The 23,749-nt window shown below is 55.5% G+C and carries 20 protein-coding genes; 19 read left to right on the forward strand and 1 reads right to left on the reverse strand.

The annotated features are described in order from the left end of the window. Positions 1–108 precede the first annotated feature (108 nt). From mtnA to ACI514_RS03960, 19 genes are all read left to right on the forward strand, one after another. Entirely contained in the window at positions 109–1,185 is a 1,077-nt protein-coding gene (mtnA, locus tag ACI514_RS03870; RefSeq protein WP_405123114.1) for an S-methyl-5-thioribose-1-phosphate isomerase, read from the forward strand. A 436-nt stretch (positions 1,186–1,621) separates the two neighbouring features. After that, the gene (gene gyrA / locus ACI514_RS03875) at positions 1,622–4,396 is read left to right on the forward strand and encodes a DNA gyrase subunit A (protein WP_405123115.1); all 2,775 of its coding nucleotides are present in this window, start codon (positions 1,622–1,624) and stop codon (positions 4,394–4,396) included. A 231-nt stretch (positions 4,397–4,627) separates the two neighbouring features. Further along, positions 4,628–5,713: a 3-phosphoserine/phosphohydroxythreonine transaminase gene (gene serC, locus ACI514_RS03880; RefSeq protein ID WP_160058957.1), complete on the forward strand. Its 1,086-nt coding sequence runs from the start codon at positions 4,628–4,630 to the stop codon at positions 5,711–5,713. Next, the gene (gene pheA / locus ACI514_RS03885; protein WP_007908404.1) at positions 5,713–6,807 is read left to right on the forward strand and encodes a prephenate dehydratase; all 1,095 of its coding nucleotides are present in this window, start codon (positions 5,713–5,715) and stop codon (positions 6,805–6,807) included. Before serC ends, pheA begins: the two co-directional genes overlap by 1 nt. Positions 6,808–6,820: 13 nt before the next feature. Further along, on the forward strand, positions 6,821–7,933 hold the full coding sequence (gene hisC, locus ACI514_RS03890; protein WP_401047956.1) for a histidinol-phosphate transaminase: 1,113 nt from the start codon (positions 6,821–6,823) through the stop codon (positions 7,931–7,933). 28 nt (positions 7,934–7,961) lie between these two features. Next, entirely contained in the window at positions 7,962–10,169 is a 2,208-nt protein-coding gene (locus ACI514_RS03895; protein WP_405124195.1) for a bifunctional prephenate dehydrogenase/3-phosphoshikimate 1-carboxyvinyltransferase, read from the forward strand. Beyond that, complete coding sequence (gene cmk / locus ACI514_RS03900) at positions 10,166–10,855, forward strand: (d)CMP kinase (protein ID WP_015093983.1); 690 nt, start codon at positions 10,166–10,168, stop codon at positions 10,853–10,855. Before ACI514_RS03895 ends, cmk begins: the two co-directional genes overlap by 4 nt. 119 nt (positions 10,856–10,974) lie before the next feature. Further along, complete coding sequence (gene rpsA, locus ACI514_RS03905; RefSeq protein WP_007908431.1) at positions 10,975–12,657, forward strand: 30S ribosomal protein S1; 1,683 nt, start codon at positions 10,975–10,977, stop codon at positions 12,655–12,657. Positions 12,658–12,871: 214 nt separating this feature from the next. Continuing rightward, positions 12,872–13,150, forward strand: coding sequence for a hypothetical protein (locus tag ACI514_RS03910; protein WP_160058954.1), 279 nt, complete (start codon positions 12,872–12,874; stop codon positions 13,148–13,150). A gap of 152 nt (positions 13,151–13,302) precedes the next feature. Then, complete coding sequence (gene ihfB, locus ACI514_RS03915; protein WP_003189779.1) at positions 13,303–13,599, forward strand: integration host factor subunit beta; 297 nt, start codon at positions 13,303–13,305, stop codon at positions 13,597–13,599. A gap of 27 nt (positions 13,600–13,626) precedes the next feature. Next, complete coding sequence (locus tag ACI514_RS03920) at positions 13,627–13,866, forward strand: lipopolysaccharide assembly protein LapA domain-containing protein (RefSeq protein ID WP_160058953.1); 240 nt, start codon at positions 13,627–13,629, stop codon at positions 13,864–13,866. Between the two features lie 221 nt (positions 13,867–14,087). Further along, positions 14,088–15,164, forward strand: a complete 1,077-nt coding sequence (gene rfbB, locus ACI514_RS03925) for a dTDP-glucose 4,6-dehydratase (protein WP_160058952.1) — start codon at positions 14,088–14,090, stop codon at positions 15,162–15,164. Then, complete coding sequence (gene rfbD, locus ACI514_RS03930) at positions 15,161–16,054, forward strand: dTDP-4-dehydrorhamnose reductase (RefSeq protein ID WP_160058951.1); 894 nt, start codon at positions 15,161–15,163, stop codon at positions 16,052–16,054. Before rfbB ends, rfbD begins: the two co-directional genes overlap by 4 nt. Then, complete coding sequence (rfbA, locus tag ACI514_RS03935; protein ID WP_160058950.1) at positions 16,051–16,941, forward strand: glucose-1-phosphate thymidylyltransferase RfbA; 891 nt, start codon at positions 16,051–16,053, stop codon at positions 16,939–16,941. Before rfbD ends, rfbA begins: the two co-directional genes overlap by 4 nt. Positions 16,942–16,996: 55 nt before the next feature. Next, positions 16,997–17,920: a glycosyltransferase gene (locus tag ACI514_RS03940; RefSeq protein ID WP_160058949.1), complete on the forward strand. Its 924-nt coding sequence runs from the start codon at positions 16,997–16,999 to the stop codon at positions 17,918–17,920. After that, positions 17,917–18,876, forward strand: a complete 960-nt coding sequence (locus ACI514_RS03945) for an SDR family oxidoreductase (protein ID WP_160058948.1) — start codon at positions 17,917–17,919, stop codon at positions 18,874–18,876. The genes ACI514_RS03940 and ACI514_RS03945 overlap by 4 nt, the downstream gene beginning before the upstream one ends. Beyond that, positions 18,873–19,877 (forward strand): MraY family glycosyltransferase, encoded by a 1,005-nt coding sequence (locus tag ACI514_RS03950; protein WP_405123116.1) that lies wholly within the window; start codon positions 18,873–18,875, stop codon positions 19,875–19,877. Before ACI514_RS03945 ends, ACI514_RS03950 begins: the two co-directional genes overlap by 4 nt. A 120-nt stretch (positions 19,878–19,997) precedes the next feature. Further along, complete coding sequence (gene cysC, locus ACI514_RS03955) at positions 19,998–20,591, forward strand: adenylyl-sulfate kinase (RefSeq protein WP_160058946.1); 594 nt, start codon at positions 19,998–20,000, stop codon at positions 20,589–20,591. After that, positions 20,588–21,970 (forward strand): FAD/NAD(P)-binding protein, encoded by a 1,383-nt coding sequence (locus tag ACI514_RS03960; protein WP_160058945.1) that lies wholly within the window; start codon positions 20,588–20,590, stop codon positions 21,968–21,970. The genes cysC and ACI514_RS03960 overlap by 4 nt, the downstream gene beginning before the upstream one ends. Before the next feature lie 243 nt (positions 21,971–22,213). On the opposite strand, the gene ACI514_RS03965 is transcribed toward ACI514_RS03960, so the two are convergent. Then, positions 22,214–23,740, reverse strand: a complete 1,527-nt coding sequence (locus tag ACI514_RS03965) for a hypothetical protein (RefSeq protein ID WP_405123117.1) — start codon at positions 23,738–23,740, stop codon at positions 22,214–22,216. Between the last annotated feature and the right edge of the window lie 9 nt (positions 23,741–23,749).

Below are 23,749 nucleotides of genomic sequence, written 5' to 3' on the forward strand. Positions count from 1 at the left end.
CGAGGGTCGGTTCCAGTGCTTTTGTAAAGGATGGCGAAGTATACCCGAGCGTCTTCGCGGGGGGATCGCTATAATCGGCGGCTTTTGTTCATGAGTGCGGGGTGTGGGATGCGCGATCGACTGTTGGCTGCGGAGAAAGTGAAGGCCATCGATTGGCGAGACGGCGCGCTGCACCTGCTGGATCAGCGTATTTTGCCGTTCGAAGAAACGTGGATTGCCTACACCAGCGCCGCCGGCGTGGCTGAGGCGATTCGCTCGATGGTGGTGCGTGGCGCACCGGCCATCGGCATCAGTGCGGCCTATGGCATCGTGCTCGCGGCGCGCACGCGGATTGCTGAAGGTGGTGACTGGTACGCGGCGTTGGAAGAGGATTTCGCCTTGCTGGCGGATTCTCGTCCGACAGCGGTCAATCTGTTCTGGGCCTTGGGTCGCATGCACGATCGCCTCGACCGCCTGAAGGAAAACGCCGATCCGCTGGCGGCGCTGGAGGCCGAAGCCGTCGCCATTCACGAAAGCGACCGCGAAGCCAACCTGACCATGGCGCAACTCGGCGTCGACCTGATTCGAAAGCACCAGGGCAATGCTCAGGCGATTCTGACCCACTGCAATACAGGCGCGCTGGCCACTGGCGGTTTCGGCACGGCGCTGGGGGTGATTCGTGCGGCTTATCTGGAAGGCATGGTCGAACGTGTTTACGCCGACGAAACCCGTCCATGGCTGCAGGGCTCGCGCCTGACTGCGTGGGAGCTCGCCAACGAAGGTATCCCGGTGACGCTGAATGCCGACTCCGCCGCTGCGCACATCATGAAAACCAAGGGTGTGACCTGGGTGATCGTCGGTGCGGATCGCATCACCGCCAACGGTGACGTGGCAAACAAGATCGGCACCTATCAACTGGCAGTCAACGCCATGCACCACGGCGTGCGTTTCATGGTGGTGGCGCCGAGTTCGACCATCGACATGAATCTGGCCAGCGGTGACGACATCCCGATCGAAGAACGTGATGGTGCCGAGTTGCTGGAAGTCGGCGGCAAGCGGGTCGGTGCGGACGTTGAAGCGTTCAACCCGGTGTTTGACGTGACGCCGGCGGATCTCATTGACGCGATCGTTACCGAAAAAGGCATTGTCGAGCGCCCGGACACCGCGAAAATGGCCCAGTTGATGTGCCGCAAACGCCTGCATTGATGCTGGCCTGCTCAATGTAGGAGCTGCCGAAGGCTGCGATCTTTTGATCTTGCTTTTTACAGGTCAGGATCAAAAGATCGCAGCCTTCGGCAGCTCCTACAGGTGTTTGTGCCCCTAAATGTCAATAAACATCGCTAAACCGAGCCCCATTTCTGCATTCAAAGAAGCTCTGAGCCTCTCTCGTCCCCGTTAAGCCTGTCACCGGTCAACTAACTATGCTCCATGCGCATCAGGGGGATAGGTGCGTGGCGGCCTTTGTGATAACATCCGGCGTTTTCCGAGGCAGCTCCACGGAGCTGTCTTTACTGCGCAAATCCACTCTTCAGATTGTTGATTTGTCGTAAGTCGGCGCATGGCACTCGGCCTGCCCCGACGAGCTTCGTTGCTCCCACATGGATATGACGAAGTTTCACCAGAAAAAGGAATCAGGCTTCTCATGGGCGAACTGGCCAAAGAAATCCTCCCGGTCAATATCGAAGACGAGCTGAAACAGTCCTACCTCGACTACGCGATGAGCGTGATCGTCGGCCGTGCACTGCCGGATGCGCGCGATGGCCTCAAGCCCGTGCACCGTCGCGTACTGTTCGCGATGAGCGAGCTGGGCAACGACTTCAACAAGCCGTACAAGAAATCTGCCCGTGTTGTCGGCGACGTGATCGGTAAGTATCACCCGCACGGTGACACTGCCGTGTACGACACCATCGTTCGTATGGCTCAGCCTTTCTCCCTGCGCTACCTGCTGGTAGACGGTCAGGGCAACTTCGGTTCGGTCGACGGCGACAACGCTGCGGCCATGCGATACACCGAAGTACGCATGACCAAGCTGGCGCACGAGCTGCTGGCTGACCTGCACAAGGAAACCGTGGACTGGGTGCCGAACTACGACGGCACCGAAATGATCCCGGCGGTCATGCCGACCCGTATTCCCAACCTGCTGGTCAACGGCTCCAGCGGTATCGCCGTGGGCATGGCGACCAACATTCCGCCGCACAACCTCGGTGAAGTCATCGACGGTTGCCTGGCGCTCATCGACAACCCTGAGCTGACCGTCGATGAGCTGATGCAATACATCCCCGGTCCGGACTTCCCGACCGCCGCGATCATCAACGGTCGCGCTGGCATCATCGAAGCCTACCGCACCGGCCGCGGGCGTATTTACATGCGTGCCCGCTCGATCATTGAAGACATCGACAAGGTCGGTGGCCGTCAGCAGATCGTCATCACCGAACTGCCGTACCAGCTGAACAAGGCACGTCTGATCGAGAAGATCGCCGAGCTGGTCAAAGAGAAGAAGCTCGAAGGCATCACCGAACTGCGCGACGAGTCCGACAAGGACGGTATGCGCGTCGTGATCGAACTGCGTCGCGGCGAGGTGCCTGAGGTGATCCTCAACAACCTCTACGCCCAGACCCAGCTGCAGTCGGTATTCGGCATCAACATCGTTGCGCTGATCGATGGCCGCCCACGCATCCTGAACCTCAAGGATCTGCTGGAAGCCTTCGTCCGTCACCGTCGCGAAGTCGTTACCCGCCGTACTGTGTTCGAACTGCGCAAGGCGCGTGAGCGTGGCCACATTCTCGAAGGCCAGGCCGTTGCCCTGTCGAACATCGACCCGGTTATTGCCCTGATCAAAGCCTCGCCGACCCCTTCGGAAGCGAAAGAAGCGCTGATCAGCACGCCGTGGGAATCCTCGGCAGTGGTCGCGATGGTTGAACGTGCCGGTGCCGATTCGTGCCGTCCGGAAAACCTCGACCCGCAATACGGTCTGCGCGAAGGCAAGTACTTCCTGTCGCCAGAGCAGGCGCAAGCCATTCTGGAACTGCGCCTGCACCGTCTGACCGGTCTGGAACACGAAAAACTGCTGGCTGAGTATCAAGAAATCCTCAATCAGATCGGCGAGCTGATCCGCATCCTCAACAGCGCTGTGCGCCTGATGGAAGTGATCCGCGAAGAGCTGGAAGTGATTCGTGCCGAATACGGCGACGTGCGTCGCACCGAAATTCTCGATGCCCGTCTCGACCTGACCCTGGGTGACATGATCCCGGAAGAAGAGCGCGTCGTGACCATCTCCCACGGTGGCTACGCCAAGACCCAGCCATTGGCTGCGTACCAGGCTCAGCGTCGTGGCGGTAAAGGCAAGTCGGCCACCGGCGTCAAGGATGAGGACTACATCGCTCACCTGCTGGTTGCCAACAGCCACACCACGCTGCTGCTGTTCTCCAGCAAGGGCAAGGTGTATTGGCTCAAGACCTACGAGATTCCGGAAGCGTCCCGCGCCGCCCGTGGTCGTCCGCTGGTCAATCTGTTGCCGTTGAGCGAAGGCGAATACATCACCACCATGCTGCCGGTCGATCTCGAAGCCATGAAGCGTCAGGCTGATGAAGAAGAAGCCGAAGGCGTTGAGGCTGATGTAGAAGACATCGAAAACAGCAACGAGACCGACGAAGAGCGTCGTGCGCGTATCAAGGCTGCTGACCGCAAGAAAGCCCCGTTCATCTTCATGTCGACCGCCAACGGTACCGTGAAGAAAACTCCGTTGGTGGCCTTCAGCCGTCAGCGTAGCGTCGGTCTGATCGCGCTGGAGCTGGACGAAGGTGACATCCTGATCTCCGCTGCCATTACCGATGGCGAGCAGGAAATCATGCTGTTCTCCGACGGCGGCAAAGTGACACGCTTCAAGGAATCCGAAGTTCGCGCCATGGGCCGTACTGCCCGCGGTGTACGTGGTATGCGTCTGCCGGAAGGGCAGAAGCTGATCTCCATGCTGATTCCGGAAGAAGGCAGCGAAATCCTCACCGCTTCCGAGCGCGGCTACGGCAAGCGCACGGCGATCACCGAGTTCCCTGAATACAAACGTGGCGGTCAGGGCGTAATCGCCATGGTCAGCAACGAACGTAATGGCCGTCTGGTCGGCGCGGTTCAGGTGCAGGATGGCGAAGAAATCATGCTGATCTCCGATCAGGGCACTCTGGTGCGTACCCGTGTCGACGAAGTGTCGAGCCTGGGTCGTAACACTCAGGGTGTGACGCTGATCAAGCTGGCCAAGGATGAAACCCTGGTCGGGCTGGAGCGGGTTCAGGAGCCTTCGGAAGTCGAAGGTGAAGAGCTTGAAGGTGAAGAGGGCGAGGAATTCGAAGGCACTGTCGTCAACGACGATGCCGGTGAAGACCAGCAACTCGACGCCGCAGCAGACGAAGAACCGCAAGAATAAGCGGACAAACGAGGGGGCGGATGAGAATTCGCCCCCTTGTTATTTGTCCGGTATGAAATTTCGACATCATGGAGATCCCCTGTGGGAGCGAGCCTGCTCGCGAATGCAGGCGCTGCGGTACCTCTGACACACCGCGGTGATGCATTCGCGAGCAGGCTCGCTCCCACAGGGCCGTGTTGATCGGTAGTGTGATTTATTGCGTGATACCACCAAATCAGAGCGAGATTGGATGTGAGCAAGCGAGCCTTTAACTTCTGCGCCGGTCCTGCGGCGCTTCCTGAAGCTGTCCTGCAACGTGCCCAGGGTGAACTCCTTGATTGGCACGGCAAGGGTCTGTCGGTCATGGAAATGAGCCATCGCAGCGATGAGTTCGTGTCCATTGCCACCCAGGCCGAGCAGGATCTGCGTGACCTGCTGAATATCCCGTCGAACTACAAAGTGCTGTTTCTGCAAGGTGGTGCCAGCCAGCAATTCGCGCAGATTCCACTGAACCTGTTGCCTGAAGGCGGCTCGGCCGACTACATCGATACGGGTATCTGGTCGCAGAAAGCCATTGAAGAAGCCTCGCGCTACGGTCACGTCAACGTTGCCGCCACCGCCAAGCCTTACGACTATTTCGCTATCCCGGGCCAGAACGAGTGGAACCTGTCGAAAGACGCTGCTTACGTTCACTACGCGCCGAACGAAACCATCGGCGGTCTGGAGTTCCAGTGGATCCCGGAAACCGGCGACGTGCCGCTGGTAGCTGACATGTCTTCGGACATTCTGTCGCGCCCGGTCGACATCTCGCGTTTCGGCATGATCTACGCCGGCGCGCAGAAGAACATCGGCCCGAGCGGCATCGTCGTCAACATCATCCGCGAAGACTTGCTGGGCAAGGCGCGTTCGCTGTGCCCGACCATGCTCGATTACAAAGTCGCGGCCGATAACGGCTCGATGTACAACACCCCGCCGACCCTGGCCTGGTACCTGTCCGGCCTGGTGTTCCAGTGGCTGAAAGAGCAGGGCGGCGTTGAAGCGATCGCCAAGCTGAATGACGTCAAGCAGCGCACGCTGTACGACTTCATCGACGCCAGCGGCCTCTACAGCAACCCGATCAACAAGTCGGACCGCTCGTGGATGAACGTGCCGTTCCGTCTGGCTGACGATCGTCTGGACAAGCCGTTCCTCGTCGGTGCCGAAGAGCGTGGCCTGCTCAATCTGAAGGGCCACCGCTCCGTGGGCGGTATGCGCGCCTCCATCTATAACGCCGTCGACATCACTGCGGTTAACGCGCTGGTGGCGTACATGGCTGAATTCGAGAAGGAACACGGCTGATGTCCGAGCAAGAACTCAAGGCACTGCGCGTTCGCATTGACGCTCTGGACACTAAAGTCATGGAGCTGATCAGTGAGCGTGCGCGTTGCGCCCAGGAAGTCGCGCGAGTAAAGATGGCCTCGCTGGCCGAAGGCGAAGTGCCGGTGTTCTATCGTCCTGAGCGCGAAGCTCAGGTGCTCAAACGCGTGATGGAGCGCAATCAGGGGCCGCTGGGCAACGAAGAGATGGCGCGTTTGTTCCGCGAAATCATGTCGTCGTGCCTGGCGCTGGAGCAGCCGCTGAAAGTGGCTTACCTCGGCCCTGAAGGCACCTTCACTCAAGCGGCGGCCATGAAGCACTTCGGCCACGCGGTGATCAGCAAGCCAATGGCGGCGATCGACGAAGTGTTCCGTGAAGTGGCGGCCGGTGCGGTGAATTTTGGCGTGGTGCCGGTGGAAAACTCCACCGAGGGCGCGGTCAACCACACGCTGGACAGCTTCCTCGAACACGACATGGTCATCTGTGGCGAAGTCGAGCTGCGTATTCACCATCACTTGTTGGTCGGTGAAAATACCAAGACCGACAGCATCAGCCGCATCTATTCCCACGCACAGTCGCTGGCTCAGTGCCGCAAGTGGCTGGACGCGCATTACCCGAATGTCGAGCGCGTGGCGGTTTCCAGCAACGCCGAAGCGGCCAAGCGGGTCAAAGGCGAATGGAACTCGGCGGCGATTGCCGGCGATATGGCCGCAGGGCTGTATGGCCTGACCCGTCTGGCCGAGAAGATCGAAGACCGTCCCGACAACTCGACGCGCTTCCTGATGATCGGTAACCAGGAAGTGCCGCCGACCGGCGACGACAAGACTTCGATCATCGTGTCGATGAGCAACAAGCCCGGCGCGCTCCACGAGCTGCTGGTGCCGTTCCACGACAACGGGATCGACCTGACCCGTATCGAAACGCGTCCTTCGCGCAGCGGCAAATGGACCTACGTGTTCTTCATCGACTTCGTCGGCCACCACCGTGATCCGTTGATCAAGGGTGTGCTGGAAAAGATCAGTCAGGAAGCAGTAGCACTCAAAGTGCTGGGTTCCTACCCGAAAGCAGTTCTCTAAGGGGTGGTAGCAAATGAGTGGCAACTTCCTCGCTCTGGCACAGCCGGGCGTGCAACAACTTTCGCCGTACGTTCCGGGCAAGCCTGTGGACGAACTGGCGCGCGAGCTGGATCTGGATCCGGCAAAAATCGTCAAGCTGGCGAGCAACGAAAACCCGTTGGGTGCCAGCCCGAAAGCCTTGGCGGCGATCCGCGAAGAGCTGGCCGAGCTGACTCGTTATCCGGACGGCAACGGTTTCGCATTGAAATCGCTGCTGGCCGAGCAATGCCGTGTCGAACTGAACCAGGTTACCTTGGGCAACGGCTCCAACGACATTCTTGAGTTGGTCGCGCGTGCCTATCTGGCGCCGGGCCTGAATGCGGTGTTCAGTGAGCACGCGTTCGCGGTGTATCCGATCGCCACTCAAGCGGTCGGCGCCCAGGCCAAAGTGGTCCCGGCGAAGGATTGGGGGCATGACCTGCCGGCGATGCTCGCGGCCATCGATGCCAACACCCGCGTGGTATTCATCGCCAACCCGAACAACCCGACCGGCACCTGGTTCGGCGCTGAAGCGCTGGACGAATTCCTTCAGGATGTTCCGGAGCACGTTCTGGTAGTGCTGGACGAGGCTTACATCGAATACGCCGAAGGCAGCGATCTGCCGGACGGTCTGGATTTCCTTGCCGCTTACCCGAATCTGCTGGTATCGCGCACGTTCTCCAAGGCCTATGGTCTGGCGGCATTGCGTGTTGGCTACGGTCTGTCGACTCCGGTTGTTGCTGATGTGCTGAACCGAGTTCGCCAGCCGTTCAACGTCAACAGTCTCGCCCTCGCGGCAGCCTGTGCGGCGCTGAAGGATGAGGAATATCTGGCGCAAAGCCGTCAACTCAACGAGGCGGGCATGCAGCAGTTGCAGGCCGGTTTCCGTGAGTTGGGCCTGAGCTGGATCGAATCCAAAGGCAACTTTATCTGCGTCGATCTCGCTCAGGTCGCGGCCCCGATTTTCCAGGGCTTGCTGCGCGAAGGCGTGATTGTGCGTCCGGTGGCTAACTACGGCATGCCGAACCACCTGCGGGTGACCATCGGTCTGCCGGCGGAAAACAGCCGCTTCCTCGAAGCGCTGCGCAAGGTTCTGGCTCGTGGGTGATGTCACTGCACTGCAATCTGCTGCACCTATGATCGGGCGCCTTGTGGTGGTCGGTCTGGGGTTGATCGGTGGTTCGTTTGCCAAAGGCTTGCGTGAAAGCGGCATCTGCCGCGAAGTGGTCGGGGTCGATCTCGATCCGCAATCGCGCAAGCTCGCGGTCGAGTTGGGTGTGGTCGATCGTTGTGAAGATGACTTGGCGGCTGCATGCCAGGGCGCTGACGTGATTCAACTGGCGGTGCCGATCCTGGCCATGGAAAAAGTGCTCGCACGGTTGGCGGGCATGGATCTGGGGCAGGCGATTCTGACTGATGTCGGCAGCGCCAAAGGCAATGTGGTGCGCGCAGCCACCGAAGCGTTTGGCGCGATGCCGCCGCGTTTCGTGCCGGGTCATCCGATTGCCGGTTCCGAACAGAGTGGGGTGGAAGCCTCCAACGCCGAACTGTTCCGTCGCCACAAGGTTATCCTCACGCCACTTGAGCAAACCGATCCGGCTGCGTTGGCGGTGGTTGATCGTCTGTGGCGCGAATTGGGTGCCGACGTCGAGCACATGCAGGTCGAGCGACACGATGAAGTGCTGGCTGCGACCAGCCATTTGCCGCATTTGCTGGCCTTCGGCCTGGTTGATTCGTTGGCCAAGCGCAATGAAAATCTTGAGATCTTCCGTTACGCTGCGGGCGGTTTCCGCGATTTCACAAGAATCGCCGGAAGCGACCCGGTGATGTGGCACGACATCTTCCTCGCTAACCGCGAGGCTGTTCTGCGCACACTCGATACATTTCGCAGCGACCTCGACGCCTTGCGCGACGCGGTCGATGCAGGGGATGGGCACCAATTGTTGGGCGTCTTTACGCGCGCCCGGGTTGCCCGCGAGCATTTCAGTAAAATCCTGGCCCGCAGGGCCTATGTGGACGCTATGAATTCCAACGATCTGATCTTCCTGGCTCAACCTGGTGGCCGCCTGTCCGGTCGGATTCGCGTACCAGGCGACAAATCCATTTCCCACCGTTCGATCATGCTCGGTTCGCTGGCCGAAGGCGTCACCGAAGTCGAAGGCTTCCTTGAGGGCGAAGACGCTCTGGCGACCTTGCAAGCGTTCCGCGACATGGGCGTCGTCATCGAAGGGCCGCACCACGGCCGCGTAACCATTCACGGTGTCGGCCTGCACGGTCTGAAACCGGCGCCGGGCCCGATCTATCTGGGTAACTCCGGTACCTCGATGCGTCTGCTGTCCGGCCTGTTGGCTGCGCAGAACTTCGACAGCACTTTGACCGGCGATGCCTCGCTGTCCAAGCGTCCGATGAATCGCGTGGCCAATCCACTGCGTGAAATGGGCGCCGTGATTGAAACCGCTGCTGAAGGTCGTCCACCGATGACCATTCGTGGCGGGCACAAACTCAAAGGCCTGACCTACACCATGCCGATGGCCAGTGCTCAGGTGAAATCCTGCCTGCTGCTCGCCGGTCTTTACGCTGAAGGCAAGACCACTGTGACCGAGCCGGCCCCGACTCGCGATCACACCGAGCGCATGCTGCGCGGCTTCGGCTACCCGGTGAGCGTTGACGGCGCTACGGCTTCGGTTGAATCCGGCGGAAAACTGACTGCCACTCACATCGAAGTCCCGGGTGACATCTCGTCGTCGGCGTTCTTCCTGGTCGCGGCCTCGATCGCTGAAGGCTCGGAGCTGGTGCTTGAGCACGTCGGCATCAACCCGACCCGTACCGGCGTGATCGACATCCTGCGCCTGATGGGCGCGGATATCACTCTGGAAAATCAGCGTGAAGTCGGCGGCGAGCCTGTGGCTGATCTGCGCGTGCGGGCAGCTAAACTCAAAGGTATCGAGATTCCGGAAGAGCTGGTCCCGTTGGCGATCGACGAATTCCCGGTGTTGTTCGTCGCCGCTGCCTGTGCCGAAGGGCGCACCGTGCTGACTGGCGCCGAAGAGCTGCGGGTCAAGGAATCGGATCGCATTCAGGTCATGGCAGACGGTTTATTGGCGCTGGGCGTCAAATGCCAGCCGACCCCGGACGGCATCATCATCGACGGCGGCCAGATTGGCGGCGGCGAAGTGCATGGTCATGGCGATCACCGTATCGCGATGGCATTCAGTGTGGCGTCGCTGCGCGCTACTGCACCGATCCGCATCCATGATTGCGCCAACGTCGCGACGTCGTTCCCCAACTTCCTCGCACTGTGCGGGCAGGTCGGTATTCGTGTGGCACAAGAGGCTCAGTCGTGAAAAACATTGCACCGGTCATCACCATTGATGGGCCAAGCGGCTCGGGCAAAGGCACCGTAGCCGGGATTCTGGCCAAGCGTCTGGGCTGGAATCTGCTGGACTCCGGTGCGCTTTATCGTCTGCTGGCGTTTGCGGCGCACAATCATGGTGTCGACCTGACCAATGAAGAGCTGCTGAAAAAACTCGCCGCTCATCTGGATGTGCAATTCATTGCGGCGACCGACGGTCAGTTGCAGCGGATCATTCTGGAAGGCGACGAAGTCAGCGACGTCATCCGCACTGAAAGCGTCGGTTCCGGCGCTTCGCAAGTGGCCGCACTGCCGGCCGTACGCGAGGCGCTGCTGCAGCGCCAGCGCGCTTTTCAGGAAGCGCCGGGCCTGGTTGCCGACGGTCGCGACATGGGTACGGTGGTTTTTCCTGATGCACCGCTGAAAATTTTCCTGACCGCCAGTGCCGAGGAGAGAGCGCGCCGTCGATATTTGCAGTTGAAGGGCAAAGTCGAGGGTGTTAGTCTGTCGAGTCTGCTAGATGAGATCCGTGCACGCGACGAGCGTGATACCCAGCGAGCGGTAGCCCCGCTTAAGCCGGCGGCTGACGCCATACAACTGGATTCCACGGAGTTGTCCATCGATCAGGTGCTTGAACGCATCATGAGCGAGATCGCCATTCGCGATATCGCCGGGTGACCAAGAAGGCCGCAGGGGACCAGTCATAGTCCTGCGACGCTTCTTCTATATGAAACTAACCCACACCGTCTGGGGTGTGGAGATGGGCGTATCCTTCGCCCTCATTTACAGGAATTAAAATGAGCGAAAGCTTTGCGGAACTCTTTGAAGAAAGCCTAAAAACCCTGAACCTTCAGGCAGGCTCCATCATCACCGGTGTTATCGTTGATATCGATTACCAAGCTCGCTGGGTAACCGTTCACGCTGGCCTGAAGTCTGAAGCACTCATCCCGCTTGAGCAGTTCTACAACGACGCTGGCGATCTGACTATCAATGTCGGTGACGAAGTTCACGTTGCTCTGGATTCGGTTGAAGACGGCTTCGGTGAAACCAAGCTGTCCCGTGAAAAAGCCAAGCGCGCTGAGTGCTGGATCGTTCTGGAAGCAGCCTTCGCAGCTGAGGAAGTGGTCAAGGGCGTTATCAACGGTAAGGTTAAAGGCGGCTTCACTGTCGACGTTAACGGCATCCGTGCGTTCCTGCCAGGTTCCCTGGTTGACGTCCGTCCAGTGCGCGACACCACGCACCTGGAAGGCAAAGAGCTGGAATTCAAGGTCATCAAGCTGGACCAGAAGCGCAACAACGTTGTCGTTTCCCGTCGCAGCGTCCTGGAAGCCGAGAACTCCGCCGAGCGTGAAGCTCTGCTGGAATCCCTGCAGGAAGGCCAGCAAGTCAAAGGTATCGTCAAAAACCTCACCGATTACGGCGCATTCGTCGATCTGGGTGGCGTGGACGGCCTGCTGCACATCACCGACATGGCTTGGAAGCGCATCAAGCATCCTTCCGAGATCGTCAACGTTGGTGACGAAATCGACGTTAAGGTTCTGAAATACGATCGCGAACGCAACCGTGTTTCCCTGGGCCTGAAGCAACTGGGCGAAGATCCATGGGTTGCTATCAAAGCTCGTTACCCAGAAAGCACTCGCGTTACCGCTCGTGTAACCAACCTGACCGACTACGGCTGCTTCGCTGAGCTGGAAGAAGGCGTTGAAGGTCTGGTACACGTTTCGGAAATGGACTGGACCAACAAGAACATCCACCCTTCGAAAGTCGTACAAGTCGGCGACGAAGTGGAAGTTATGGTTCTGGACATCGACGAAGAGCGTCGTCGTATCTCCCTGGGCATCAAACAGTGCAAATCTAACCCATGGGAAGATTTCTCTGGCCAGTTCAACAAGGGCGATAAAATCTCCGGCACCATCAAGTCGATCACCGATTTCGGTATCTTCATTGGTCTGGACGGCGGCATCGACGGTCTGGTTCACCTGTCCGACATCTCCTGGAACGAAGTGGGCGAAGAAGCCGTACGTCGTTTCAAGAAGGGCGACGAGCTGGACACCGTTATCCTGTCGGTTGACCCAGAGCGTGAGCGTATCTCCCTGGGTATCAAGCAACTGGAAAGCGATCCGTTCTCCGAGTACGTTCAAGAGAACGACAAAGGCGCAATCGTTAAAGGTACTGTGAAAGAAGTTGACGCCAAAGGCGCCATCATCGTTCTGGCCGACGATATCGAAGCGACTTTGAAAGCCTCCGAAATCAGCCGTGACCGCGTTGAAGACGCGCGCAACGTTCTGAAAGAAGGCCAGGAAGTAGAAGCCAAGATCATCAGCGTTGATCGCAAGAGCCGCGTAATCCAGCTCTCCATCAAGTCGAAAGACGATGCTGAAGAGAAAGAAGCTATCCAAAGCCTGAAGGCTGAAGAAGCTCCTGCTGGCGACACCACCATGGCGGCACTGCTGCGCCAGGCAATGGCCAAACAGAACTAAGTTCTGCTTGATCATTAAAAAGGGCGACTTCGGTCGCCCTTTTTTGTGCCTGTGATTTATAGAAATGCGGGTTCGCTTCTGTGAATCGGTTGCTGCGTGAAACCAAACCATTTCCGGGGTGGTCTGTTTCTTTAATCGGATCAATCGCCTATTCACGACTAAGCTTGGTCTTAAGCGTGTAGTCGTCGGGCAGCTGCCTGGCATAAGGAAGTGGATGAACAAGTTTATTGTCCTCATCGCTGTATTGCTTTTGGCGGGTTGTACCACCAGTGCCAAGACTCATGCCGTGCGCGGCGTCAGTGGTATAGAGGTCGACTGCTCTGGGTTGGGCTCTGGTTGGGAGAAGTGTCAAAAGCGCGCAGCTAAAGAGTGCAAGGGGGCAGGGTACAAAGTGATCACGCGATCAGATGATGCCAAGGATGAAGATGAGTTTCCTTTTGGCTTCAACCCGGCAGGCTATGTGACGCGAACCATGTTGGTGATATGTCGTTGAGCACGCGATGATCTGTCTGTTGGTTTTATGCCCTGAAAATGGGCGTTTCGATGCGGCGGAAGATATGTCAATCCCTGGGCTGTTCAAAATCTTCCGGGCGTGCTAAAACCTTTCAAGCGCTGATCTAGCTGCTTGAAAAAGAAGGGAAAAATATGACGAAGTCGGAGTTGATCGAACGAATTGTCACCCATCAAGGGCTGCTCTCATCCAAGGATGTGGAGCTGGCCATCAAGACCATGCTTGAGCAAATGTCCCAATGCCTTGCCACCGGTGATCGCATTGAGATCCGTGGGTTTGGCAGCTTCTCCCTGCATTACCGCGCGCCGCGCGTTGGTCGTAACCCGAAGACCGGTCAATCCGTCAGTCTTGACGGTAAATTCGTTCCGCATTTCAAGCCGGGCAAAGAGCTGCGTGATCGGGTGAATGAGGAAGAGGAGGAAGGGGTTTGACAGCTGCTATTTCTCAAGGGGTTACTCATGCGTAACCTTAAGCGCATATTTCTTGGTGTATTTATTTTTCTCCTGGTGTTGGCGATTCTGGCGTTTGTGCTAGAGAACCAGCAATCGGTGTCGTTATTGTTTTTAGGTTTGTCTGGGCCGCAGTTGCCGGTTTCGCTGGTCGTTGTATTGGCGTTGCTCATTGGCATGTTAATTGGTCCAGTGTTGGGCTGGTTCCTGGGACGCTCGTCCAGAGCCGCTCGCAAGCGACTGGTCTGAAGCAGCAGGGGCAGGGCGTCTGTCGAAATTGCGCCTCTGCCTGTCTTTATCCATTAGTAAAACCATCATTAAGCTGTAAAATGCGTCCCTTGTTTGATCGTGCCTTATTGCATGTCAATTCAGACTGACTCTGACGGATGCCAACTGCGAGTGGCTTCTGCATTCATGGATTAGACAGCGCTCATGGCAGCGCTGTCCGCAGCTCAAGGGTATCGTTTCGCGTGAAAATTCTAGTTACCGGCGGCGCCGGCTTTATTGGTTCGGCAGTCATCCGTCACATCATCTCCAACACGTCCGATGCTGTCGTTAACGTCGATAAGCTGACTTACGCCGGCAATCTGGAGTCCCTGGCAGAAGTCAGCCAGAATTCGCGCTACGTATTTGAACGAGTCGATATCTGTGATCGTGATCAGATCGACCGTGTCCTGCGTGAGCACCAGCCTGATGCAATCATGCATCTGGCCGCAGAATCCCACGTTGATCGCTCGATCTCCGGTCCTTCCGAGTTCATCCAGACCAATATCATCGGTACGTACACGCTGCTTGAAGCTGCCCGCCACTACTGGGCCGCTCTGGATGATGCGCGTAAAGCCAGTTTCCGCTTTCACCATATTTCGACTGACGAAGTTTACGGAGACCTCGAAGGTCCGGAAGACCTCTTCACCGAAACCACGCCTTACCAGCCAAGTTCGCCTTACTCGGCCAGCAAGGCCAGCTCCGATCACCTGGTTCGTGCCTGGGCCCGCACTTACGGCCTGCCTACCTTGGTGACTAACTGCTCGAACAACTACGGCCCATGCCATTTCCCTGAGAAACTGATCCCGCTGATCATTCTCAATGCGCTGGAAGGCAAGCCTCTGCCGGTTTATGGCAAAGGCAACCAGGTACGTGACTGGCTGTATGTCGAAGATCACGCGCGCGCGTTGTACAAAGTCGTCACCGAAGGCGTGATCGGTGAGACTTACAACATCGGCGGTCATAACGAAAAACAAAACATCGAAGTGGTGCACACCCTCTGTGCGTTGCTCGATGAGTTGCGTCCTGATTCAGCTCACCGCCCGCATGCCAGCCTGATTACTTATGTACAGGATCGTCCTGGTCACGACGTTCGCTATGCAATCGACGCTAGCAAGATTCAGCGAGAACTGGGCTGGACTCCGGAAGAGACTTTCGAGACTGGTATTCGCAAGACTGTTGAGTGGTATCTGAATAACACTGAATGGGTTGAGCACGTGAAGAGCGGTAGCTACCAGCAGTGGATTGATCAGAACTACGCGGATCGTTCGAGCAAAGCATGAAGATCCTCCTTTTAGGAAAGAACGGTCAGGTGGGCTGGGAGCTGCAACGCTCACTGGCGCCGCTTGGAGAACTGGTCGCTCTTGATCGGCATTCCGTTGATGGTCTGAGCGGTGATCTATCTAATCTTGAATCCTTGGGCGCAACGATTCGTCAGGTAAAGCCCGACGTGATCGTTAATGCTGCCGCCTATACGGCGGTTGACAAAGCTGAGTCGGATACTGAATTGGCAGATCGCGTAAACGGCCTCGCGAGTAGTGTTATGGCCAAAGAAGCCGCAGCATTGGGTGCCTGGCTGGTTCACTACTCAACGGATTACGTCTTCAGTGGCCAGGGCGTGACGCCATGGCAGGAGACGGATGCTGTTGCGCCGGTGAATCATTATGGCTCCAGCAAGTTAGCCGGCGAACAGGCAATTATCGCGTCGGGTTGCAAGTATCTGATCTTCCGCACTAGCTGGGTTTACGGTACGCGCGGCAACAACTTCGCAAAGACAATGCTACGGCTGGCGAAGGACCGCGAAACGTTGAGCGTGATTGCGGATCAGATCGGTGCTCCTACAGGTGCGGATCTGATCGCTGACGTTACGGCGTTGGCTATTCAGCAAATCATCAAGCGTCCAGAACTGGCTGGCCTCTATCATTTGGCCTCAGCTGGTGAAGTGTCTTGGCATGGATATGCCACTCACGTAATTGACTTCGCAAAACTCCAAGGCGAGGAGTTGGCTGTGGCGACGGTTAACGCCATCGAAACAACCGCTTATCCGACACCTGCGCGCCGCCCTCTGAATTCTCGATTGAATACTCAGAAGCTGCGTGACAATTTTTCTCTACACTTGCCGGATTGGCAAAGTGGTGTAACCCGAATGCTTAGGGAAGTTCTGAACAAATGACCACGACAAATCGTAAAGGCATCATTCTCGCTGGCGGTTCGGGCACTCGTCTTCACCCGCTTACGCTTGGTGTTTCCAAGCAAATGCTGCCGATCTATGACAAACCGATGATCTTTTATCCACTGTCGGTATTGATGCTGGCGGGGATGCGCGAAATTCTGATCATTTCCACACCTGAGGACTTGCCGCTGTTTCGCAAGTTATTGGGCGATGGCAGTCTGTATGGCATCCAGTTGACCTATGCAGAACAACCTACTCCGGATGGACTGGCTCAGGCTTTTATTATTGGAGAAGAGTTCATTGGTCAGGATCCTTGCTGCCTGATCCTCGGCGACAATATTTTCTATGGCCAACATTTCTCGGACAATTTGCGTTCGGCTACAGAACAGAAGAGCGGCGCGACCGTGTTTGGTTATCACGTTTCTGATCCCGAGCGTTTTGGTGTAGTCGAGTTCGACGCTTCAGGCCGAGCGCTCAGCATTGAAGAGAAGCCGCTGAAACCCAAATCCAACTACGCAGTAACGGGTCTTTATTTCTATGACAACGACGTTGTGGAAATAGCCAAGAACATCAAGCCTTCCGAGCGTGGTGAGCTGGAAATTACTGACGTGAATCGTGTTTATCTTGAGCGCAAGTCTCTCAGTGTCGAGATGCTTGGCCGTGGTTTCGCTTGGCTCGACACGGGCACTCACGATTCTTTGCTCGAGGCCAGTCACTTTGTGCACACCATCGAACAGCGTCAAGGTCTGAAAGTAGCTTGCCTGGAAGAGATCGCTTTCCACAACGGTTGGATTTCTGCCGAGCAGTTGGGTGAGCAAGCCGATGCGCTGAAGAAGACTGGCTACGGTCAGTATCTTCAGAAACTGCTGGACTCACCTTCTCACTGATTCGAACGCCAGATCCCGTCGAACATCAGCGTTTTTCAGTGCGAGCAGGAATGGCATGCCAGTAAAACATCCCAAGGTTGCAGTTTTGCTGGCTGCTTATAATGGCATGCAGTGGATCGAGGAGCAGTTGGCCTCGATTCTTCGCCAGTCAGCTGTTGATGTAACCGTTTATATAAGTATCGACCCCTCCACCGACGGTACAGAAGCGTGGTGTGCGGTTTACGCTTCCAGGCACCCTCAGGTTCGGATCTTGCCGCCAGCGGGTAGTTTTGGTGGAGCATCTCGTAATTTTTTCCGACTCATCCGCGATGTCGAGTTTGAAACATTCGATTTCGTAGCCTTTGCCGATCAGGATGATATTTGGCACGTAGACAAGCTTCAGCGTGCGACTCATGCCATCCATAGTCGTCAAGTCGACGCCTATTCCAGTAATGTCACGGCTTTTTGGCCAGATGGAAGAACCCATTTGCTGAATAAAGCGCAGCTTCAGGTTGAGTGGGACTTTCTGTTTGAGGCGGCGGGGCCTGGTTGTACTTACGTAATGAGCAAAAAGCTCGCGGATTCATTGAAGGTGTCAATGATACGTAATTGGCGTCTATTACAAGATGTCAGTCTGCACGATTGGTATTGCTATTCCTTCGCCCGTAGCCATGGTTTTCTCTGGTACATAGACCCTGAGCCTACGATGGACTATCGCCAGCATGAACGTAATCAGGTAGGCGCGAATAAGGGGCTGGCACCATTGATTGCCCGTTACAAAACTATTCATGACGGCTGGTGGTTCAATCAGGTGCAATTAATTGTGCAACTGATTGAGCAGGATAAAAACCCGTTTGTAATGACGTGGCTCAAACTGCGGCGCAGGCAGTTAATTAAACTTTCATTCAGTGCCTGGCGGTGTCGGCGTCGGGTTAGGGACAAGTTTTTTTTCTTTTGTATTTGTTGGGTTACTGCGTTGATTGGGAATAAGGTGCGATGAGTGCCCTGAAGGTATTGGTGACAGGGGCCAGCGGTTTTGTCGGAGAAGCTGTGGTTTTCAGGCTGCTGGTGGACAAGAAATTTTGTCCGATCGCAGCATCGCGTGGAGCCACACGGTTAAATGGATTGTGCTCCGTCCAGCCCTTCGATATGAATGCGGATTTTTTGCCTGCACTGGATGATGTTCACGTGGTCATTCATGCTGCAGCTCGAGTGCATGTCATGAATGAAACCGCAGAAGATGCTTTGACGGAATTCCGTAAGGTTAACGTTGAAGGAACCTTGAGGCTCGCGCGGCGGGCTGCGGAATCGGGAGTCAAACGCTTTATTTTTGTCAGTTCAATCAAAGTCAACGGTGAAGGCTCATTTGCTCCCAGCGTCTATGAAGCAGACAACCAGCCGCATCCCGTGGATCCTTACGGTATCTCCAAGTACGAAGCTGAAAAAGCGTTGCAGAAACTGCACTCCGAAACCGGGATGGAAGTTGTCATTATTCGGCCTCCCCTGGTTTATGGCCCTGGCGTGAAGGCCAACTTTCAGAACATGATGATGTGGCTTGATAAGGGCATTCCTCTGCCACTTGGATTGATCCGAAATCGGCGAAGTTTTGTAGCAATTGGCAATCTCGTGAATTTGATCATCGTATGCATTGATCACCCCCTCGCGGCCAATCAGACATTTTTAGTCAGTGATGGCGAAGACTTGTCGACAACGCAATTGCTCCGACGCCTTTCCCGCGCAATGGGTAGATCCGCACGACTTGTGCCCGTGCCGGCGTGGCTGTTGAAGCTGGCGGCGATGACATTAGGTAAGCAAGCTTTCGCCCAACGACTTTGCGGATCGCTGCAAATTGACATTGGTAAAAATCGAGAATTGCTGGGTTGGACGCCGCCCGTCAGTGTTGACGACGCTATGCGTCAGACTGCTGACCATTATCGGGAAAACGTAAAGAGATGAATGTTTGGTGGCTGTTAATTGCCGTATTCGTATTGTCTTGGATTTTGACATTGGTGCTGCGCCGATATGCTTTGGCGAAAAGCTTGATGGATATACCCAATGAACGCAGCTCCCACTCTGCGCCAACACCAAGAGGCGGGGGCGTTGCCATTGTTGCCGCCTTTCTACTTGCTGTACCAATCCTTGCCCACTTGAATTTGCTCAGTCCAGACGCACTCTGGGGGTTATCGGGTTCAGGCTTGCTGATCGCCATTCTCGGATTCGTTGATGACCACGGGCACGTGGCTGCCAGATGGCGGTTGATTGGCCATTTCGTCGCCGCGGCCTGGGCTTTGTACTGGCTGAATGGACTGCCTGCGATCCCACTCTGGGGCATAAGCATTGAACCCGGATGGGTCGGGTGCTTTCTCGCGCTGATTTACATGGTCTGGATGCTCAACCTCTATAACTTCATGGACGGCATAGATGGTCTGGCAAGTGCCGAAGCGATCAGCGCTTGCTTGGGGATGTGTCTGGTTTATTACGTCCTTGGGAGCGTTGAACTGATCTGGGCGCCACTGATGCTGGCGGCAGCGGTTGCAGGTTTTTTATGGTGGAATTTCCCCCCGGCGAAAATTTTCATGGGCGATGCGGGGAGTGGCTTTCTCGGTATCGTCCTCGCTGTATTGTCTCTTCAAGCAGCGTGGAGCAAGCCTGAGCTACTGTTCAGCTGGATTATCCTGTTGGGTGTTTTTATTGTGGACGCGACATGGACACTGGTGCGGCGCCTGCTTAAAGGTGACAAGGTTTATCAGGCACACAGTTCGCACGCATATCAGCATGCTGCTCGACGGTTAGGTCACATGAAAGTTACGCTCACAATTGTGATGATAAACGTGCTGTTCCTGCTACCTGTATCGATGCTCGTCGCGTTGGGCATGTTGAGCGTAATAAGCGCTCTGCTTATTGCATTTGCTCCGCTGATCTATATTGCCTACCGCTTGGGTGCAGGCAAGACCTGAATCGCAAGGTATCTGCATCAAGCGGAGCGTTTTACAATCTCGAAGCAGGCGACCCGGGCATCCCTTAGCGGGTCAGGTGCTGCACTCGAAAATGGTCAGACTTCAATATGACGAGAAATTATGCAAAATAATCTCACTTGCCAGCCTATTTCGACGACCAGTCGGGTGCGTGGCGAGCAAAAAAATCAGCGCCCCGTGGTGATCTGGCTGACCGGTCTTAGTGGTTCGGGTAAGTCTTCGCTGGCCGATGCGCTTGAACAAAAACTCATAGCGAATGGCTTCCATACTTATTTGCTTGATGGCGATAACGTACGAATGGGTCTGTGCAAAGACCTTGGATTCGGTGATCAGGATCGAACGGAAAATATCAGGCGAGTGGCGGAAGTAGCCAACCTGTTCCTGGATGCCGGGCTCATTGTCATCACGTCCTTCATCTCTCCATTCCATCGTGATCGTGCACTTGCCCGCAGTGTGATTGGTGACGAGTCTTTCATCGAAGTCTATCTTGATACGCCGCTGAGCGAATGCGAGCGACGAGATCCCAAGGGCCTCTACAGTAAAGCCCGACAGGGGCTGATCAAGAACTTCACTGGCATCGACTCGCCCTACGAAGTGCCGGATTCCCCACAGGTTAAAATCGATACCCTGACTCATTCAATAGATGAGGGGGTGGATACCATCATGGCTTACTTGAAACAATGGAATGCCAAGTGAAGCGATTAGTCATCATCGGTGCGGGTTTCAGCGGCGCAGTAACGGCTATTGAGTTTCTCAAGCATGCGCCCAAGGGATCCCAACTCACCATTATCAATCGTTCAGGCAAAATGGCGCGTGGGTTGGCCTATGGAACCAGCAGCCCTGATCACTTGCTGAATGTTCCCGCAGGCAATATGTCTGCACTGGTTGATGATCCCGATTCGTTCCTCGAGTTTTTTCGAAAGTTTGATCCAGAGGCGCATTCCGGAAGTTTTGTTTCGCGAAAAATGTACGGGGCATATCTGAGTGATTTACTCGCTCAAGCCGAAAAAGAGTCTGACGTCCAGTGTTCGCGTTTGACAGGTGAGGTGCTATCGATAGAACCCTCGGGCACCGGAGCCGTTTTAGAACTTCAGACGGGGGAGCGGATTGCTGCGGATCATGTCGTCTTGGCCTTTGGGAATTTTTCACCCGCCAAGCCTCAGGGTTTGCAAAAACTTGACGGCTGCGCAGCCTATGTCGGAGATCCCTGGTCTGCAGTCGCTGCTGATGTGAACCACGAGGCGCCCCGGGTTCTGCTGATCGGAAGTGGTTTGACCGCAGTCGATACGTTGATCTCTCTACGCAGGACGCATCCGGCAGCCAAAATCACCATGGTTTCGCGTCGTGGGTTACTGCCGACCGCACATAGAGAGCGGTTACCTGCGCAAGGATTCGCGACAACGATTTGTGATGATTTGCTTGGCGCTGCTCCCGCTGTTTCCGAATACACTCGGCTGATTCGGCGGGAAGTTGCCCGCTCCCCCGAACACTGGCGCGAAGTTGTCGCCGCGCTGAGGCCGATCACTTCCACTTTGTGGGAACGCCTGCCGACTAACGAGCGAAAACGCTTTTTACGCCACTTGCAACCGCATTGGGATGTCTACCGCCACCGAGTCGCCCCGCAGACTTTCGGCATCTTTCAGGAAGCGCTTGCGGCGTCCACTGCAAGCTTGATCGCCGGACGAATTGTCGCGATTGACCTCGAAGGAGAGAGCGTCTCGGTACATATCAAGCTAAGAGGCACTAATCAGATTGTCGAGCGTCGGTTCGATCAGGTCATTAACTGCACAGGGCCGTGCACGGACATCGGTAAAATTACCGATCCTTTCATTTCTTACTTGTTGAATGAGTCCGTGATCTGCGCTGACGATTTGCACCTCGGCATTAAGGTCGCTAGCAACTACGCGGTGATTGATCGGTCCGGGGAAAGTCTGGAGTGGTTAAGTTATGTCGGTCCCATGCTAAAGGCTCGTTTGTGGGAAGCCACGGCAGTTCCAGAGCTTCGTCAGCATGCCCGGGCTCTGGCAAGTAAAATCGCCAAAAGCTTTTTGACCAATGGAACCGAGGCTTCTTAATAAATTCCCTCTTTACACGTCTAAAGCCCCCAACCCTTGCACTGTTGGGGGCTTTTACATTGTGTAGGCTCCGTTTTCGAGTTTCCCAGGTTAAAAAAAAGCCAACAGCATTGTAGGCCATTGGCTTTTTTCAACATTGGCGGAGGCAGCTATGAGCGTGCGCCTTCAACTCAATGATTCAAGCAGGGGAGGGCCGGCAACCGCTTCACCGTGCTGCCATGCACCTCCTCTGTTCTCAGAGGGTCATTCCTGCACACCGAAACTTGGATTGCCGAGCGTGAAGCGAGTGCAATTTTTAAGCGCCTCAACATCCACACGAACACGCTTGATGTCATCTCCTTGCGGCCATTTTGGAATGGTTTTCAGATTAATCAACGACTGTCCGGTTCGTAGCAGAATACGAGTGCTATGCGCCTCATCGTAGTAGGCTTGCCCATTTTCCATCCAGAACAACTGCACCGGAACGGTCGGAGAGCCGTCAGTACACGTCAGATCGATGTTGAGGTACTGGGCGCTAATACGTGCATCCTTACTTGAAAATGAGAAGTCGACGTAGGCGTCGTCTCCTTTCATTTCAAATTCATTGGCTGAAGGGCCGGTTGTCAGCTGATTTATCTTGCTGGGCTTACCAATGCTGCCAATCTGGAAGTTTTCGTTTTTGGGGATAACGCTAATGACAGGCAGGTCGCTTTCCCAAAGCGTTTGCGCTTCACGCTCCACTACCGTGAAAAAAACATAATCCGGTTTCCATTCCTCGACCAGTTGGGCGAAATCTCCACCGGGCTCTGTAGCGACACTCCAGTGAAGTTGAAGAACGTCACTAAATGTGGCTGCCATCAACGGCGCCAAACTGGTTCCGAATGAGTCGCGGAGCCATAAAACCCTTTTGTTATTAAGTGCTCCTTCGGATTTTACAATAATCGGCTTTTTAGGCGCGTTAACTTCCGGGTTTCCGCCCTCGAACAGAATTTGATGAGTCGTGTAATCAATCCTTGTTGTTTTTATTGGAAGGTTGCCTGCATTGAGGAGCGGCTCTTTATCGGGAAGGCTAGTAGAGAGTCTTAGAAACTTCGCCAGATCTCCACCATTTATTTGTTTGATTCGAGCGATTCCGTAGGCTTCTTCCGATGGCCATTTCAATTCGGGGGCCGCTTTGCCAACCTCGTGGGCAAAAGCCTTAAATGCTATTCCAGCACCGAATGCGTTCCAGTGTGTATCTGTTTTAAAGTAAAGGTCTTCAGCGTGATTTTTCTTTCCAGCCAGCAAGGCTGGTCTTAGGTCAATGAAACGCTGCGGCTCGACTTCAGCGAGAAGGGCGTCTGTCGGGTTGAACGGTACTGGCTTGGCCCAGGAAGGTAATTGTTCTGGGTAAATGCTCCCCTTATCCGGCCCGATCATGATGCGGAATAACTTTACGCCTTTATCTTCAAGGAAGGTGTTCCAGTTCTTTGTGGAAGTTGCGATTTGCTTGCCAATAGCAACGTCCGCATCTGTTGCAGGGCGTCTGCCATTCGAAATGGTTTTGCGATATTGGTCACCAAGGAAAAGCCAATCATTTTTGCCAATAATAACCTGCTTTGAATCTATGCTGATGCCCAATGGGTAAAGTAACTTTGAAGTCCAGCTGGCCACAAAGTCCATATTGTAAAGGAAGGACTTTTGCGTGAGTTTTATTGCACTTTTGTCGGGTGCGGAAATGATGTTTATTGCTGGGATACAGAATAGTACGAGCAATATTGACAGCAAGAAGACGATTACACTACGTTTCATGTTGGCGCC

It is taken from the genome of Pseudomonas sp. M20 (genome assembly GCF_045037865.1).
GTDB lineage: Bacteria > Pseudomonadota > Gammaproteobacteria > Pseudomonadales > Pseudomonadaceae > Aquipseudomonas.

Excerpts from the sequence above, each read along its gene's own strand:
- ACI514_RS03910 (WP_160058954.1), top strand. The coding sequence starts at position 12,872 with ATGAACAAGTTTATTGTCCTCATCGCTGTATTGCTTTTGGCGGGTTGT.
- cysC (WP_160058946.1), top strand. The coding sequence starts at position 19,998 with ATGCAAAATAATCTCACTTGCCAGCCTATTTCGACGACCAGTCGGGTG.
- ACI514_RS03895 (WP_405124195.1), top strand. The coding sequence starts at position 7,962 with ATGATCGGGCGCCTTGTGGTGGTCGGTCTGGGGTTGATCGGTGGTTCG.
- hisC (WP_401047956.1), top strand. The coding sequence starts at position 6,821 with ATGAGTGGCAACTTCCTCGCTCTGGCACAGCCGGGCGTGCAACAACTT.
- ACI514_RS03945 (WP_160058948.1), top strand. The coding sequence starts at position 17,917 with ATGAGTGCCCTGAAGGTATTGGTGACAGGGGCCAGCGGTTTTGTCGGA.
- ihfB (WP_003189779.1), top strand. The coding sequence starts at position 13,303 with ATGACGAAGTCGGAGTTGATCGAACGAATTGTCACCCATCAAGGGCTG.
- ACI514_RS03965 (WP_405123117.1), bottom strand. The coding sequence starts at position 23,740 with ATGAAACGTAGTGTAATCGTCTTCTTGCTGTCAATATTGCTCGTACTA.
- ACI514_RS03940 (WP_160058949.1), top strand. The coding sequence starts at position 16,997 with ATGCCAGTAAAACATCCCAAGGTTGCAGTTTTGCTGGCTGCTTATAAT.
- rpsA (WP_007908431.1), top strand. The coding sequence starts at position 10,975 with ATGAGCGAAAGCTTTGCGGAACTCTTTGAAGAAAGCCTAAAAACCCTG.
- mtnA (WP_405123114.1), top strand. The coding sequence starts at position 109 with ATGCGCGATCGACTGTTGGCTGCGGAGAAAGTGAAGGCCATCGATTGG.
- gyrA (WP_405123115.1), top strand. The coding sequence starts at position 1,622 with ATGGGCGAACTGGCCAAAGAAATCCTCCCGGTCAATATCGAAGACGAG.
- rfbA (WP_160058950.1), top strand. The coding sequence starts at position 16,051 with ATGACCACGACAAATCGTAAAGGCATCATTCTCGCTGGCGGTTCGGGC.
- ACI514_RS03920 (WP_160058953.1), top strand. The coding sequence starts at position 13,627 with ATGCGTAACCTTAAGCGCATATTTCTTGGTGTATTTATTTTTCTCCTG.
- ACI514_RS03950 (WP_405123116.1), top strand. The coding sequence starts at position 18,873 with ATGAATGTTTGGTGGCTGTTAATTGCCGTATTCGTATTGTCTTGGATT.
- pheA (WP_007908404.1), top strand. The coding sequence starts at position 5,713 with ATGTCCGAGCAAGAACTCAAGGCACTGCGCGTTCGCATTGACGCTCTG.
- rfbD (WP_160058951.1), top strand. The coding sequence starts at position 15,161 with ATGAAGATCCTCCTTTTAGGAAAGAACGGTCAGGTGGGCTGGGAGCTG.